The sequence below is a fragment of the Burkholderia sp. WP9 genome, assembly GCF_900104795.1.
In the GTDB taxonomy this organism is placed as follows: Bacteria; Pseudomonadota; Gammaproteobacteria; order Burkholderiales; family Burkholderiaceae; genus Paraburkholderia.
In genome coordinates this window covers 3,520,541-3,535,389 of record NZ_FNTG01000002.1, presented here as the reverse complement: position 1 = coordinate 3,535,389, position 14,849 = coordinate 3,520,541, and the positions used below count along the sequence as shown (strand labels likewise).

Here is a 14,849-nt window from a genome sequence, read left to right as displayed (position 1 = left end):
TTTCGTTACACACTCGCGCGTGTGCAAGCCTCGTTCTATCCGTCCCGCCGGGTCAGCGAACTTCAGCCGCCCATGCCTCGGCATCCGCACCGGCCGGGATGCGCATTGGGGATGACGGGTCCGTCGCGGCGCGCCACACGGCTTCGGCGACGTCCCCTGCCCGGGTGATGGGCGAAGACGCGTCCTGCAACCCCGCGACAACTCTGCCGGCGAGATCCGCGTATGACACGTGGTCGAAACCGTGTATGCGGGTTCGCGCGTTCTCGCCGAACCGGGTGTCGGGCGCGCGGCCTGGCAGTACCAGCCGGACCCGCACGCCGAACGGCTCGACTTCGAGCGCCGTGGACTCTGTAAATGCGTTAACCGCAGCCTTGCTCGCGCTATAAGCCGCGATTAGGGGCAGCGCCTTCAGCGTGACGCTCGACGTGACATTCACGATAACCCCAGCCTGACGCTGCCGGAACTGGCGCAGCACCGCTTGCGTCAATGCGATCGTGCCGAAGGTGTTGGTCTCGAAAATGTCGCGCACTGTCGCCATCGGGATCAGTTCTGCGGGAGAAGCCGCGCCAAAGCCCGCATTGTTGACGAGCACGTCGATCGGGCCAGCCGCCACGACAGCTTTGCGGATGCTTTCCGGATCTGTGACGTCGAGCGCCAGCACGCGCAAGCGATCTGAACGCGGCAGCACGTCAGCGCGTGGCGTGCGCATCGTGGCCACGACTTGCCAGTCACGGGTCAGAAAATAACGGGCGATTTCGAGGCCGAATCCGGAAGAGCAACCGGTGATCAGGACAGTTTTCATGAGAACTCCTGGGTGAGGTGGTTTGCGTATCCCCTTACGATAGACCGCCGGGACCGTACTCACTACAATCTAGAATCCGAATTTCATTTGCAAGAGTCCGACGATGATCGATCCATTGGCCGAAGTAGTGACGCTGCTGCAGCCGGGCGCGCGTTTTTCCAAGCTGGTTCTGGGTGCGGGTTCATGGCGCGTGCGCCGCTCGGATAGCGGTCAGCCGCTCTACTACGTGATCCTCGAGGGCGCGTGCCGCATGCAGATCGACGGACGCGAGCCCATCGAGCTCGTCGCGGGAGATTTCGTGCTGATTCCCGCGGCCTATGACGTCGCGATGTCCAGCCTCGTGCCGCCACCATTGGGAGTTGAAACGCTCGCGCCGATCGCGCTGGGCAACAATGAATTCGGAATCGGCGAGCCGGACGGCTCGGTGGATTTGCGTATGATGGTCGGCCACTGCAGCTTCGGTTCACCCGACACATCGCTGCTGGTCTCTCTGCTACCGCAAATCGTGCACGTCCGCGGCGTAGAGCGGCTCGCCACCCTTGTGCAACTGGTACGCGAAGAGTCACGTGCGCAGCGGCCTGCGCGTGAGGTCGTGCTGTCACGATTGCTGGAAGTGCTGCTCATCGAGGCGCTGCGGTCCGCGGCGGAAACGACTGCGTCGCCGGGGCTGGTTCGCGGGTTATCCGATGCCCGCCTCGCGGCCGCGATCCGCGTGATGCACGAACACCCTACCCGCGCGTGGACGGTTGCTGAACTCGCGAAGGAAGCCGCCCTGTCGCGCTCCACCTTCTTTGAACGCTTCAACCGCAGGGTCGGGATGGCGCCCATGGAATATTTGCTCACCTGGCGCATGGCGCTCGCGAAGGACTTGCTACGCCGCAATGAAGGCCGTGTCGCCGAAGTGGCACAGCGCGTTGGCTACAGCTCCGCCAGCACCTTCAGCGTCGCCTTCACGCGGCACGTCGGGCGGCCGCCTGCACAATACGCGCGCGAGGAGCAGGTCGCCACCGACGACACTTAAGCCATCTGAATGTCTGAGCGAGGGGATAAACGAGTGACGCTTCCTGGCCGGGCCTCCGGCCCTGGGCCCACGGCGACCAGCCCTCGTCGACCCATTGCGGACGGTGATGTCGCTAGACAGCGGACACTCAACCCGTAGGCCGCGAAGTCCTCGGACGATCGTTAAGTGAAGAAATCACGTGGGTAACAGTCTAAAAAACGAAGTCTCCGAGTGTGCGTCTGTTTCCCATGGGCAAATGTCGAAATTCATGGCCAAAGCCTCGTGCAACATGTGCTGCGTAAGATAGCGCTCTGGCATATTCAACCTTCCGTCGTTCAGCCTGTATATCCTCTGCCATTGATCAGGAGGACAGTCGTCCTCTTCCAAATACGTCGGCGAGTTGAGACAACGCACTTCAAACTTTTTGGGTCGGCCACTTTCAAGTATCGGCGGCAGGCCAAGGACATCAGTCGTTTGAAGTCTTGTTCGAGTCCGCAGTCCCCGCTCGAAAAAGGCGTAGCCGAAGCTTCCTCCTGATTCATAGTTGCAGAATGCAAGAAGAAGGTCTGGTGAATCAGTTGCTGAAATCAATGGCTCGGCCTCTCTTGACGGTTTAACAAGAAGTTCCCAGACCAGGTCGCCGCTAAAGACGAAGCAGACGCTCCCAAAAAACTGGACCATTACATCGCGTGAAGATCTGATGTCGAACCCTTCACTGTCTGGCGCCTCTAGCTGCTGAGCCATCCTATCGAAAATGCGGCTCACAAGCACATGTGCCGAATCGTTTCGAAGCGCCGTGCGAAACACCACGCCTGCAAGCGCTATTCCCATTTGTGCGATTCCTAGATAGCTTTGTTTCGGTCCAGTAACTGAGGTCATTGGGTTGCCGTTGGCTACCAGCGCCGAAATTCTAATCGAGCGGGCCTTCGGGTGACAGATTGGTGCAGGATGGTGACGAGCCGGCCCACGTGGGTAATCAACCGCTTACGGCTGCACTGTGCCCGAGCCGACTGACGTTCCGTCGCAGCCGTTTGTCACCGAACCACGCGACGGCGTCGAATGCCTCAAACTGGCCGACCAGCGGCCCGCGAATCAAGCGCAGCGATTGTCCGTGGGCATCCGTCTAATGCAAAAGGCTTGAAGCGACCCCAAAGGGACGCTCAACGCGTCGCTGGGCGACGGCAGCTTTGAGTTCACAAACAGACTTTGGTAAAGCGCCAGCGCCGCGCGCGGCGGCAGCGCGATCTTAGGCAGCACTGGTCGCTAAGTCCGGAGGTGGTCCTTCCGTGGACTCAGCGACCACGGCGCGCTGAATCCGAGGGGCTCGAACCTGGAGGAGTCGTTGACAGCTCAGCCGCCCGGACCTTGCGCTTATCAATCGTCGCCGATGCTGATCACGACTTTGCCGAAGGGGCCGCGAGCAAGATGTTCAAATGCCTGCACGGTCTCGTCGAAGCGATAAACGCGATCGATGACGGGCTTGATCTTGTGTGCATTGAGGAACACGTTCATGCGCTCAAAGGACGTGCGCGGCGCGACGGCGATCCCGCGAATCGTCGTTTGCCGGAAGATCAGCGGCATCAGATCGAGAGCGCTCGTCTGTCCCGTCAGGAAACCAACCTGCGCTATCACGCCTTGCACCTTGGTGGCCGCAACAGACTGGTTGATCCCGTTCCCACCCGCGACGTCGATCGTCACGTCCGCCCCCAAGCCGCCGGTTAGTTCGAGCACCTTCGCCGACCAGTTCGGATGCGTCCTGTAGTTGATCCCTTCAACCTTGTCGCTATTGAGCAGCGCCTTCACTTTCGCGAGGTTCTCGTCCTTGCTCGACGTGACGATCACACGTGCGCCATGGGCAATGGCGATCTGCGCCGCGAAGATCGACACACCTCCCGTTCCTTGCACGAGTACCGTTTGCCCTGATTCCAGGTGGCCGACGTCGGTCAGCGCGTACCAGGCGGTCAACGCAGCGATCGGCAGGGTCGATGCTTCCTCGTCGCTCATCGACGCGGGCGCTGGCACCGCGCTGTCTTCGTGGATGATCATGAATTCGGCGAGTCCTCCCGGCAACGGCATCCCCAGGCAATATGCCGGTTCGTCGGGACCGGGCGCACCATCGATCCAGCGCGAGTACAGCGTCGAGTTTACGCGGTCACCGACCTTGAAGCGGGTTACACCGTCACCGATGGCGACCACCGTGCCGGCTGCGTCCGACACGGGAATTAGCGGTTTGGGTACGCTCGCGGGCTCGTAAATACCATCAACGATAGCCTTGTCACGGAAGTTCAGCGATACCGCGCCGACCTTCACAAGAAGCTCGCCCGGCTGTGGCGTGGGCGTCTCCACCTCGCCAGCGCGTAGGTTAGGGAGACCAAAATCGTGGAGAAGCCGTGCTTTCATTTCACACCTCATGTTCGCTGCAACGGCGGATGCCATCGTGCTAAACAGTGTAATTTCGGCAATCCGGTTGAGTTAGAGGGTAAAATTCCATACATTCCATCCAGTGATTCCAGAATCGATTATGGACGATCGTTTTGCTGGCATTCGCGAGTTTGTTGCCGCCGTCGATCACGGCAGCTTTACCGCCGCCGGTGAGTTGCTGGGCCTTACCGGTTCCGCGGTCGGCAAGAACATCTCGCGGCTGGAGGTGCGGCTCGGTGTGCAACTGCTGCACCGGACGACGCGCCGCATTGACCTGACGACCGCGGGCGAGACTTTCCTGCTCACGTGCCGACGCATCCTTGAAGATCTGGACCAGACAGAAGCCTTTCTGTCGACGGGCCACGAACAACCTATTGGCCGCCTGCGCGTCGATCTTCCGACGACTTTTGGCCGCCGGCACATCGTGCCTGCACTGCTGAATCTGACTCGGCGATTTCCGCGGCTGGATCTCGCCGTCACGTTGCAGGATCGGGCGGTGGATCTCGTCAGCGAGGGAGTCGATCTGGCGGTGCGTATCGGCACGCTCGACGCATTTCCGGATCTCGTCGCGCGTAAGCTTGGCGAGCAGAGGCTCGTTATTTGCGCCGCGCCCGATTACCTGGCACGAACCGGCGAACCGGTGCAGCGCGACGATCTGCTCACACACGATTGCTTGATCGGATGGCGTAGCAACGTACGGTCCGGCTGGCTATTGGCAGATGCGGCGAACGACAGCGGAGCCGCTTACTTTGATGTGCGAGCGCGTCACGAGTTAACGGACGGCGACACCTTGCTGAACGCGTGCGTAACGGGCTGCGGCCTTGCCCAGCTTCCCGGATGGCTGGCGCGAGATGCTTTGCGCACGGGCGCGCTGCGAGAAGTGCTGCCGAGCCTGTCGACGACAACACCGATTCATGCGATCTGGCAGAAGACACGACACCTTCAGCCGAAAGTCAAAGTCGCTGTTGATGAATTGGTGCAACTCGCTGCGTTCGAAGCGTCGGTGTTCCAACCTTGATAGCCAGAGCACTCTCGCTTGCAGCATCGGCGAGCGAGGCGGACGTGCCGGAGGAGAATCTCCGTTCGCGGGTTCACGCTGCCTTCCGGATGTCTGACGCAAGCGCACCACCAATGTCGCTTCATGGCCGCGCTGAGACCTTACCTTCAGCAACCACTACCGCCGGATCGACCTTCGCGAGTGGCACAGTTATTTCGCATCTGGAAGCCCTTGCCCATTCAGGCTGGGCCGGAACGTCGTCGCGATCCAGCCTGAGTCGGCACATTTATTGTGCCCAACGTTGACAGTGTTAATACGCTCTATGCCCCAAGGCTCCGGTGCTTTGTCGATGACGAAATGCACGCACTGCCTGCCGCGCAGGATCACACCCGGCAAGGCCTGTACCACTCCACCGTCGGAGGCGCGGTTGACAATCAGCGCCTGTGCATATTCCCGCCTTTGAGGGTCAGTCTTGAAGCGAAAACGCCAGACAGATGGGCCCGGTCGACCCGCGGCGGCAGGGACCGCGACACGTTTCAGCACGGACATCGGACCGAGCCGTTTAATGACTTCCATCTGAGCTGCGTCACGCACGAAGAGCGATCCGGCAAACCCCAGAGCATTCACCGAAATGCCTTCGACGCATTCCGAATGCCGTGGTACGAGCAGCATCCATCGGCGGGTGACAAGCAGGTTGTACGGTGCCGACTGATGCAATTCGCCATTCACCTTGATCGCTCGTAGGCCCGTAGCTTCGAGCAACGCGTGGTAACAATCGATCGCGGCGTTTGCTGCGTGCGGCGACGCGGCAGGAGCCAGCTCCAGACGACCAAACGCGTGCAGGAAAGGCAGGCCAGGTACAGTGCCGATCAGACCTTCTATGCCCCCGGGCCTAATAACGGATTCAATGGGGAGCGGCGGACCTGATTCTCCGAGCGGCAGCGGCACGATCTGCAGATGCTTGTGGCGTTGACTCGCGCCGGATTCCGCTCCGCCATTGTAGAAGCCGAGGCCGTCGAACTCGGCCATGCAGGCGGCCAATGCAACAAAGTCCGCGAACTCGAGCAACGCGTCCTGCGGTTTGAAGCAACGGGTGACGATCAGTAGATGATGGTCGATGACGTTGAACTTGTTGAGCAAGGCGACGTGAGTGTCCGAAAGATCGGCCACAAAGAGGTCGGGGTCGTAAGGAAGGAACGGGTTCACCGCGCTGCACGCCCCCACCTCGACCTTGCGCGACTGTCGGGTTTCCTCCTTGCGCGCGAGGCTGGAGACCTGACGGACGAGAAAGCATATACCGCGTTCTTCGAGCAGCGTCTGGATTGTCTCGATCGGCCTCAGTGCGCCAAGACGCAGCGCATGCTCAGTCTGACGCAGGATGGCCGGCCACAGCGTGCCGGGGTGCAGATGGAGATGTTCCATGGTTCGATGGGCACGCGGGTCGCGCGGGGAGAGCAGCCGCACCTACGCTTTGTAACCAATAGCACGTAACAGATCCTTACGCCATTGAACGTCCTCCTCGTTTTCCACGCCGAGCGGCGGGAACCCGTCAACCACACCCAGGATGCCACGCCCCTGCTCTGTCTCGGCAACCAGAATCTGCGTGGGATTCGCCGTCGCACAGAATATCCGGCATACCTCCGGCACAGCTTTTATCGCATTCAGAACATTGACGGGGTAAAAACCATCCCCGAGAAAAATCACGAAGCTGTGGCCCGCACCGATGGCCGTGGCATTCTGGCACGCCAACTCGACCAGGTCAGCGTCGGTGCCAGACCGGCGCACGAGGCGCTTACCTGACGCTTCACAAAAGGCCAAACCAAACTTGATACCCGGAACGGTTCCGACCATTGCCTCGTGCAGATCCTCGACAGACTTGATGAAGTGGCTTTGCCCCAGGATGAAGTTCATCGCTTCGGGTTTGACGATTGTTACCGTGAGCACTTGCATATGGGACCTCGCTCTGTGCCGCCAGAAACACCGGGGGGAGGCGGTATTCGCCAGCAGGCGGGTATCGGTTCATCACGTCTCGCGGGACCGCGACCGCCCTGACCATAATCAAGCCTAGTACGAACCGAACACGCATGCTTGCGCATTTCCTGCACTAGAATGGATTTTCATAGTGCCGGACAGTGTTGGTGAGGGGTATTAGCCCGGCCAGGTGGATTCATGTTGGAGAAGTGCAAATGCCAACGTATCAATATCGTTGCGAGAAGTGTGGCCATGTGTTTGAGCACGCTGAACATCTCGCCGAACACGAGAGCACCCACACGCGCTGCCCGAAGTGCGCAAACGAGAAGTGTCAGCACGTACCGACGCCATTTATCGCCAAGACGTCGAAAAAGAGCTGAGATCTCGCCTCGCGTCGACTCGTCCATGGAGCGGATGATTAATTGTCGGCGCGATGAGAGGCAATGATGATCGTCTCGGGTCGACCCGCTGCAGCCGGTCGACCCAACGCGACATATAGGGCGGCTTTCAAGGTACAACCGACGTTCGAATAGTCGCATTGGAAGACGAGGGGCGGCCTGAGCCAACGCTCAGGTGTCGCTGTTCGCGTGGCAGCTTCATGTCGCTTTGCTGCCGCTCTCACGCAGGTGGCCGCGAATGTCGGGTCACGCTGCCTGCCTGCAAACGCGTGCTCCGACCTAAGGCACTAGTCCACTCTAGGGAATGGACGTCCGCCCCCGGTAGACAAGACAGTCATTTGATAGAGGGTTGTTCGCGGACGAGGCCCGTGTCCAGGAAACCAAATATCATCTAGGGCCGGGGGTCGACCGTCCACAGGCCTAAAATCGCATCTACACTGTATCGGCAGATCTGTTTGTCTAATGCGGGAAGGCCGTCGGGATAACCGCCGACTATTCGGGCTTCATTGGACATTCCCTGGAGCAGATTCCCGAGCAGTCGAGCGCCGTGCGCCGGATTGTCGATTCGAAGCTCACCACGCTCGCAGGCAGCACGAAGGTAGCGTTCCAGCGGGTCGATAACCTGTACCGAGACGATCTTTCGAAAATACTCCGAAATACCAGGAACGCGATGTCCTTCGGCCACAAGTAGACGATAAAAGTCAACCGAGCGCGGTTGGGTCGTATACGTGAGCAGGCGCAATGCCATCGCGTACAGAGCTGTTGCAGGGGGCTTCGAAAGCAGGCTCTCCGGAAAGAACTGCGCTTCGAGACCTTCGAATTCGCGCTGCAGCACCGCGGCGAGCAACCCTTCCTTGTTGCTGAACAACTGATACGCGGTCGCGGCGGATCCTCCTGCCTTGCTTACGATCGTCTTCATCGACGTCTGCGCATATCCGGTCGTAAGGAATTCTTCGGCGGCCACTTCAAGAAGCCTGACGCGTCGCGCTTCGCCCTTTACTGTGGGAGCCTGACGTTCACTTTCCTCGCTCAGCTTCCTCATGACCAACTAGCCTCCTTCATAAAAAGCGCCCAGCAACGCACGAGGTTGAGATGGGCCTCAAAGCCCTCCTCGTCACGAGCTGGCAGAGCCAGCGATTATGCACGAACGGCCTGGACCAGAGATCCAAACCGGACATGGACGCGAAAGGCTACCGATTCATTTTCAAACCACGACAAAACGTAACGTATGGTACATTACGTTTTTAGGTCACGGTGAATTGCCCGAAATAAAACTGTTTGTTCTCGTCAGAATCCGCGTGGGCGTTTGCGAGACCAGCGGTAGACCATGCGCGAATCTGGAGTCACATGATGCGGCAGCCCGGCATCGGAGACCGATCACTAGTGTGCCGGCCCTCAGCGTCATCGGCACGAAACGTAACAACGGAGTTGTCGATGCCACTTCACGAGGTAGAGGTCTTTGGTCTTCTGCTTAGCCCGATATTCATGATGATCCTTGCGGCCGTCGTCGGCACAAGTCTGATTGCGGGGGTGGTAAACCGAATCATCCCCTATTCGTTGCACAGGAACGAAAGCCTTCTGTACGTGCTGTTGCTGGTCGGCATCGTGGCGATGATGGTAAGTCATTCATTTTGAGAGCTGGACAATGAAAAGAGCAGCAAGTGCGTTGACGACCTTGATATTGATCGCCGCTATCGGCGCTGGAATCAGCTTCATCTGGAATCGGTACATGTACACGCCGTGGACCCGCGATGGCAGGGTTCGTGCGACGGTCATTTCCATCGCACCGGATGTCTCGGGCTGGATCGACCAGCTGAATGCCGAGAACTCTCAATCGGTCAAGGAAGGCGATGTGCTGTTCACCGTCGACAACGCACGTTACAAGGTCGCACTCGAACAGGCTCAGGCACAGGCCGACAGTGCGAAGGTGGATTGGCAGCGAGCGGCGAGCGTCTATCAACGTCGCGGCAGCCTGACCGACGGCGGCGTGAGCAGCGAAGAAATCGACCTCGCGCGCCTCGATATGCTGGCGAAGCTCGCGGTCTACAAGCAGGCGCAAGCGAAAGTAGATGCGATGCAACTCGATCTGTCCCGAACGATATACAAGGCACCGGCCGACGGGAAAATCATCAATCTGGCGCTAGAAAAAGGGGACTACGTCACGCGTGGCGTCGACCGTCTGGCGCTCGTTAAAAGCAATAGCTACTACGTCACGGGCTATTTCGAAGAGACCAAGATACCCGCCATCAGGCTTGGCGACAAAGTGGAAATATGGTTGATGGCTGGCAGTATCAGACTCGACGGCCACGTTGAGGCTATCGACAGCGGCATCTCCAACGAGAATACGACACCGGGAAACGAAATGTTGCCGTCCGTTTCCGCGACCTTCTCCTGGATTCGTCTCGCCCAGCGCATTCCTGTCGACATCAGGATCGATAGCGTCCCGGCCGGGGTGGATTTGAGTTCGGGAATGTCGGCAACCCTCAAAGTCGTGGTTCCGCCAAACGAGCAACGCAACCGTCGATCGGTTCTGCATGCTTTGAGCACCGACGTCAGCGCCGTTCTCCATTAATGGCGAAATTGGCCGCTATGAACGCCTTGGTAATTTTTCAGGTTGAAAAGCAATGACAGGCTCAGTGCTAAGCGCCTATCTGCTCACGAACAAGGTCGCCGTCAGAACAGCGATCAAAGTCAGCATTTCCGTATGGGGCGCGCTCGTGATTGCGCTTCTGATGAATTTCGAACATCCGGTGTGGGCAATGATCACCGGAATGATTTCTTTCTTCGCACCGGACCACGCACAGGTCGTCAAAAAATGTCTGTTTCAGTGCATCAGCACTATTCTCGGTGGATTGCTGGGACTACTCTTGATGGCGTTCACGGCACAAAGTCCTTTCATGTTGGCACTGCTTGTAGCGGCGGTTATTTTCGTCTCCGCGAGCCTGTCCTATCACACACGCGACGGCAACTTCACGTTCTGTTGTGCAATCTTCTCAGTGACCGTGGTCATCATGGTGATGATCCCCGGATTTATCGGTCCGACGAGCGAAGAGTTCATCGTCATCTTCATCGATCGTATTGGGGCGATCATCGCAGGGATCGCCTGGGCTGCGCTCGTCAGTGCCGCACTGTGGCCGGTGTACAGCACCGATATGCTGTACGGTACGAGCCGCAAGCTTGTCGATGCGTTGTTTCACCTGAATAGCGACTTCGCACTCGACGACGACGCACTGCGGTCGAAGCAGGCGGCTATTTATTCGACGCTTGTCGAGTGCGAGGACGCGGCGAACCACTGCAGTCTCGAAGGTCATTGGGGACAGCGGGCGGCAAAAATTGCGCGAGAAATGAACCGTGTGTCGGTCGAAATAGTCTCGGAATCGTACGCTTTGCACCAGCTTCAGCCGGACGAACAACACGCCGTCGCGGCGGAACTCCAGCGCCTGACCGAGGCTGCGGCATCGATGCCGCTCGATCGGGTGCGCCGGATGCCGCACGAGATGGATTCGCTCACGGAGTTTATCTGGGAGTTGAATGGCTCGATCGCAAAGGACCGGGAGATCGTCGAGTTCACCGGGCGGTCCTTGCTGCTCACGAAGTTGCACAACCTCGCGCTGCAGCTAAAGTCGCTCGCCGACCTGTATGGTAGCCTGCTTCGAGCAGAAAAAATCGACGTCGAGGGCACGAGGATCAAGCGGCACTTCCAGTTCCGTAACAGCGTTACGACCGGATTACGATCGTCCTTGCTGTTCGTGATTGTCTTTGGCCTGTGGTACGCGACCGGATGGGGTCAGGGATTTCTAATCGCGGTCGTGCCCGTCGTCTTCAGCATCATGCTCGGTAAGTTGCCTCACCCCGAAATCATTCTGAAGAAGATCGTCATTGGGACGGCCATAGGCATTCCTGTAGGTCTGGCAGTGTTCATTTTGCTGGCTCAGGCGCCGAGCGCGATTGAGCTGTTGATCCTGACGGCAGGCAGTGTGTTGTTCTTCGGATTGATGGGTCTGTCCAGTCTCATGTCGTTTCCCTATAGTCTCGGCTTCTGCCTGTCGTACATGATTCTCGTGCTTCCTTTGAACACGCCTGCGTTGGCCTTGAATGTGCCATTCGCTATCGAACGCTCGTTGTCGGTCGGCATCGGTTCCGCGATTCTGGCGCTCCTTTACGTCTTGCTGCCACGGCGGCCGTTGTTTAAAGAGGGGGCATCCGCCGCTTCGCTATTTGAAGCGGATCTACGCAATGTCATCCTGACGAATCGCCACGGCAACGGCGCTGCAAATGCGCTGAAGCACCGTGTCGGACTGGTCATCGACAAGCTGGTCGCCGCCAGCCATGAAGTGGAGCCCGACACCAGGGCGGCATTGGTGGATAAAGCTGGGCAATGCATTTTCTTGATGACGCAGGTCAGCAAAGTTGATGCCTACCTGGAAGGCATCGGGATGCCTGCCCGATCGGACGCACTGAGGCCGTGGAAGACCGAGCTTTATCGGAACTACCTTTTTGACGGCTGGCAAAACAAGCACCGACTTGTAGATGGCGTCGCTCCGATTCCTCTGCCGAACCGCGTTTCCACAAGCGACACAAAAATATCGCGTGATCACTACCTGCGCGAATGCGATTACTTGATCCGACGCGTATTCAAGTCGCTTCCGCTTCAGGAAACAATGCAATGAAACCTCGCCATATCGCTTCAATTCTGGCATGCAGCATGGTGTTATCTGGTTGCAGCCTGATACCCGAGTATCACCGTCCTACTGCGCCAGTTAGGCCGACATGGCCCACAGGTCCCGCGTATGCATCCGCGTCTGCGAACAGCGGAAAGATGGCGCCCGACATCGGCTGGAAAGAATTTTTCAAAGACCCGGGTCTGCGCAGCGTGATCGGAGTTGCACTCGAAAACAATCGCGATCTTCGCAAGGCCGCGTTAAACGTCGACGCGTACCGCGCGCTGCACCGTATCCAGAACGCGAAATTGCTGCCGAATGTCGGCGCGGGCGCATCGGCGAACATACAAAGACTGCCATCTGACGTATCGGCTTCGGGACTGCCAGGCATGGAGAACCAGTACGAAGTCGCGTTGGGAATGAGCTCCTATGAGGTCGACTTCTTCGGCAAGGTACGAAGCCTCTCGAAGCAGGCGCTGGAAACCTATCTCGCCAGCGACGAGGCGCAACGCAGCGAACGAATCGCCCTGGTGAGCGAGGTTGCGGATGCCTATTTAACCTGGCGGACAGATCAGAACCTCGCGAAGTTGACGGATGCAACCCTGGCGAGCAATCAAAAAAGTCTGGACCTGGTCGAACGCAATGAGCGAAAAGGTATTGCATCAGCGTTGGCGGTGCGGCAGGCTCGTGTGGCGGTTGACCGTGCGCGCACCCAGCAGGCTGCTGATATGCGTCAGGTCGCGCAGGATATCAATGCCCTTGAGTTGCTAGTCGGCGCGCCTTTACCGAACGATTTGCCTAAGGAAGATCCGCTCGACAATACGGTGATCTACAACCTTCCCGTGGGACTGTCTTCGGACGTTCTGTTGCGTCGCCCGGACATCCAGGCTGCTGAACATCAGCTTCTCTCGGCCAACGCGAATATCGGTGCCGCGCGTGCGGCATTCTTTCCAAGCATCACGTTGACAGCCTCGGCCGGCACAACGAGCGCCGGGCTCAAGGATCTGTTCACGCCGGGCCAGGGTATCTGGACATTCGCACCTCAGATCAACGTGCCGATTTTCAACGGCGGCAGCCTCAAGGCCAGTCTTGATTACTCGAAGATCCAGAAAGATATTGCGATTGTGCAATACGAGAAAAGCATTCAGGTCGCCTTCCGGGAAGTCGCGGATGGACTCGCCGCACGCTCTACCTATGTCGACCAGCTTCAGGCGCAGCGCGATCTGGTGCAAAACAACAAGGAGTACTTCGCCCTTGCGAACGAACGTTTTCGCCAGGGCATTTCCACCTATCTCACAGTACTCGATGCTCAGCGTGAGTTGCTGTCCTCACAGCAGCAACTTCTGAGCGATCACATGCTGCAATTAACTACAGAGATCAGTCTGTATAAGGCGCTCGGAGGCGGATTGTCGGAATGATATCTTTTCTTCTGAACAGGCTCCGCGGGTGAATCGGGTGGCGCCATTCGATGGATTAAAAGAAATATGGATATGCTTCAAGGTATGCGTGCATTTGTGCATGTTGCAGAAAATGAGAGCTTTACCGATGCGGCGCGCCGGATGCAGACTACAACCGCGCAGGTATCACGGGCCGTGACCGCGCTCGAGGATCACTTGTGCACCCGCCTTATAAATCGCACGACACGGCGTATGGCGCTGACGGCGGCAGGAGAGCGCTACCTGCGACGCTGTCAGCAGATACTGATGGAAATCGATCACGCAGAGGCGGAGGCGCGCAAGGCTCACACACACCCTTCGGGCGTGCTGCGGCTTCACGCGATGTCCAGTTTCGGACAGCATCACGTTGTACCGGCGATTGCGCGCTACTCGAAGTTGCATCCGGCTGTTTCCATCGATCTCACCTTTTCCCAAAGCGTTCCAGATCTTGTCGCCGAAGGCTTTGACGTTTCGCTGGTGCTCGCGCCGCAGATGCCGGATTCAGATCTTGTCGCGCGCCATCTGGGTAGCGTCTTTAGCGTCGCCTGCGCATCGCCGGACTACATTAGCGAATCCGGCGTGCCGCAGACACCGGCCGACCTCGGGACGCATACGTGCATTCAGCTACGCACCCCGGTGTTCCCCGCAGATCGATGGAAGTTTGAAGGTGCTGACGGCATCGAAGAGGTCCTTTTGGACCCATCAACACTCCGAGTCAATACAGCAGAAGCGCTTGATGTCGCTATCCAGTCTGGACTCGGTATCGGACTGCTGCCTTGCGCCACGGCTCTCGCAGGACTTCGCGCCGGAACCTTGGTGCGGATTCTGCCGACTTACACGCTACAGGAACTGAATCTCTACCTCCTTTATTCGTCCAGAAAGCATCTGGACGCAAAAATCCGAACATGGGTCGAGTTCCTTCTCGCGGAGATGCCCGGCGTGCTTGCAGCCGACGCGGAACTCATCGGGACTTCTCCTGCCCATATGCGGGACAATGCAGGTTGGGACGTGGTTTCGTCGGCATCAAGACTGTCCGTTCCGAAGGTGGCTGAAGTTTGGATCAACAGATGACATGAGGAGCGCGAATCGCACTCGTCACGTAGCCCTACGTCCGGATCACGCGTAGCTAGAACCGGATCGGAAATATTTGCATTCCCTGGCGC

13 protein-coding genes and 1 pseudogene are annotated in these 14,849 nt (G+C 58.4%); 8 read left to right on the top strand and 6 right to left on the bottom strand.

The genetic code is table 11. The annotated features are described in order from the left end of the window. Positions 1–52: 52 nt before the first annotated feature. Complete coding sequence (locus BLW71_RS36835; protein WP_091808511.1) at positions 53–802, bottom strand: SDR family oxidoreductase; 750 nt, start codon at positions 800–802, stop codon at positions 53–55. 103 nt (positions 803–905) lie between these two features. On the opposite strand from BLW71_RS36835, the gene BLW71_RS36830 reads away from it, so the two are divergent. Beyond that, a complete protein-coding gene (locus tag BLW71_RS36830) occupies positions 906–1,823 on the top strand; it encodes an AraC family transcriptional regulator (RefSeq protein WP_091808509.1) in 918 nt (305 codons plus the stop codon). 174 nt (positions 1,824–1,997) lie between these two features. Here the strand turns inward: BLW71_RS36830 and BLW71_RS36825 are convergent, their stop codons facing one another. Both BLW71_RS36825 and BLW71_RS36820 read right to left on the bottom strand, forming a co-directional pair. Further along, on the bottom strand, positions 1,998–2,681 hold the full coding sequence (locus BLW71_RS36825) for a hypothetical protein (RefSeq protein ID WP_143048427.1): 684 nt from the start codon (positions 2,679–2,681) through the stop codon (positions 1,998–2,000). A gap of 495 nt (positions 2,682–3,176) precedes the next feature. Then, a complete protein-coding gene (locus tag BLW71_RS36820; RefSeq protein WP_091808503.1) occupies positions 3,177–4,202 on the bottom strand; it encodes a zinc-dependent alcohol dehydrogenase family protein in 1,026 nt (341 codons plus the stop codon). Positions 4,203–4,323: 121 nt separating this feature from the next. Between BLW71_RS36820 and BLW71_RS36815 the strand changes: the two genes are divergently transcribed. Continuing rightward, positions 4,324–5,241, top strand: coding sequence for a LysR family transcriptional regulator (locus BLW71_RS36815; RefSeq protein ID WP_091808500.1), 918 nt, complete (start codon positions 4,324–4,326; stop codon positions 5,239–5,241). Positions 5,242–5,736: 495 nt separating this feature from the next. On the opposite strand, the pseudogene BLW71_RS36810 reads toward BLW71_RS36815, so the two are convergent. Together BLW71_RS36810 and BLW71_RS36805 are read right to left on the bottom strand one after the other, a co-directional pair. After that, positions 5,737–6,642 (bottom strand): annotated as a pseudogene (locus BLW71_RS36810) (ATP adenylyltransferase family protein); the annotation flags it as partial. A gap of 42 nt (positions 6,643–6,684) precedes the next feature. Then, positions 6,685–7,170, bottom strand: coding sequence for an adenosine-specific kinase (locus BLW71_RS36805; RefSeq protein ID WP_091808498.1), 486 nt, complete (start codon positions 7,168–7,170; stop codon positions 6,685–6,687). Between the two features lie 236 nt (positions 7,171–7,406). Between BLW71_RS36805 and BLW71_RS36800 the strand changes: the two genes are divergently transcribed. Beyond that, on the top strand, positions 7,407–7,571 hold the full coding sequence (locus BLW71_RS36800; RefSeq protein ID WP_091808496.1) for an FmdB family zinc ribbon protein: 165 nt from the start codon (positions 7,407–7,409) through the stop codon (positions 7,569–7,571). A 409-nt stretch (positions 7,572–7,980) separates the two neighbouring features. Here the strand turns inward: BLW71_RS36800 and BLW71_RS36795 are convergent, their stop codons facing one another. After that, positions 7,981–8,631, bottom strand: coding sequence for a TetR/AcrR family transcriptional regulator (locus BLW71_RS36795; RefSeq protein ID WP_091808494.1), 651 nt, complete (start codon positions 8,629–8,631; stop codon positions 7,981–7,983). Between the two features lie 392 nt (positions 8,632–9,023). On the opposite strand from BLW71_RS36795, the gene BLW71_RS36790 reads away from it, so the two are divergent. The 5 genes from BLW71_RS36790 to BLW71_RS36770 all read left to right on the top strand — a co-directional run bounded on the left by BLW71_RS36790 (position 9,024) and on the right by BLW71_RS36770 (position 14,757). Beyond that, positions 9,024–9,224, top strand: a complete 201-nt coding sequence (locus BLW71_RS36790; protein WP_091808491.1) for a hypothetical protein — start codon at positions 9,024–9,026, stop codon at positions 9,222–9,224. A 10-nt stretch (positions 9,225–9,234) separates the two neighbouring features. Then, the gene (locus tag BLW71_RS36785; protein WP_218157143.1) at positions 9,235–10,161 is read left to right on the top strand and encodes an efflux RND transporter periplasmic adaptor subunit; all 927 of its coding nucleotides are present in this window, start codon (positions 9,235–9,237) and stop codon (positions 10,159–10,161) included. A 52-nt stretch (positions 10,162–10,213) separates the two neighbouring features. Continuing rightward, positions 10,214–12,259 (top strand): FUSC family protein, encoded by a 2,046-nt coding sequence (locus BLW71_RS36780; protein ID WP_091808486.1) that lies wholly within the window; start codon positions 10,214–10,216, stop codon positions 12,257–12,259. After that, positions 12,256–13,668, top strand: a complete 1,413-nt coding sequence (locus BLW71_RS36775) for an efflux transporter outer membrane subunit (protein WP_091808484.1) — start codon at positions 12,256–12,258, stop codon at positions 13,666–13,668. Before BLW71_RS36780 ends, BLW71_RS36775 begins: the two co-directional genes overlap by 4 nt. A 66-nt stretch (positions 13,669–13,734) precedes the next feature. Next, positions 13,735–14,757, top strand: a complete 1,023-nt coding sequence (locus BLW71_RS36770; protein ID WP_091808482.1) for a LysR family transcriptional regulator — start codon at positions 13,735–13,737, stop codon at positions 14,755–14,757. Positions 14,758–14,849 lie beyond the last annotated feature (92 nt).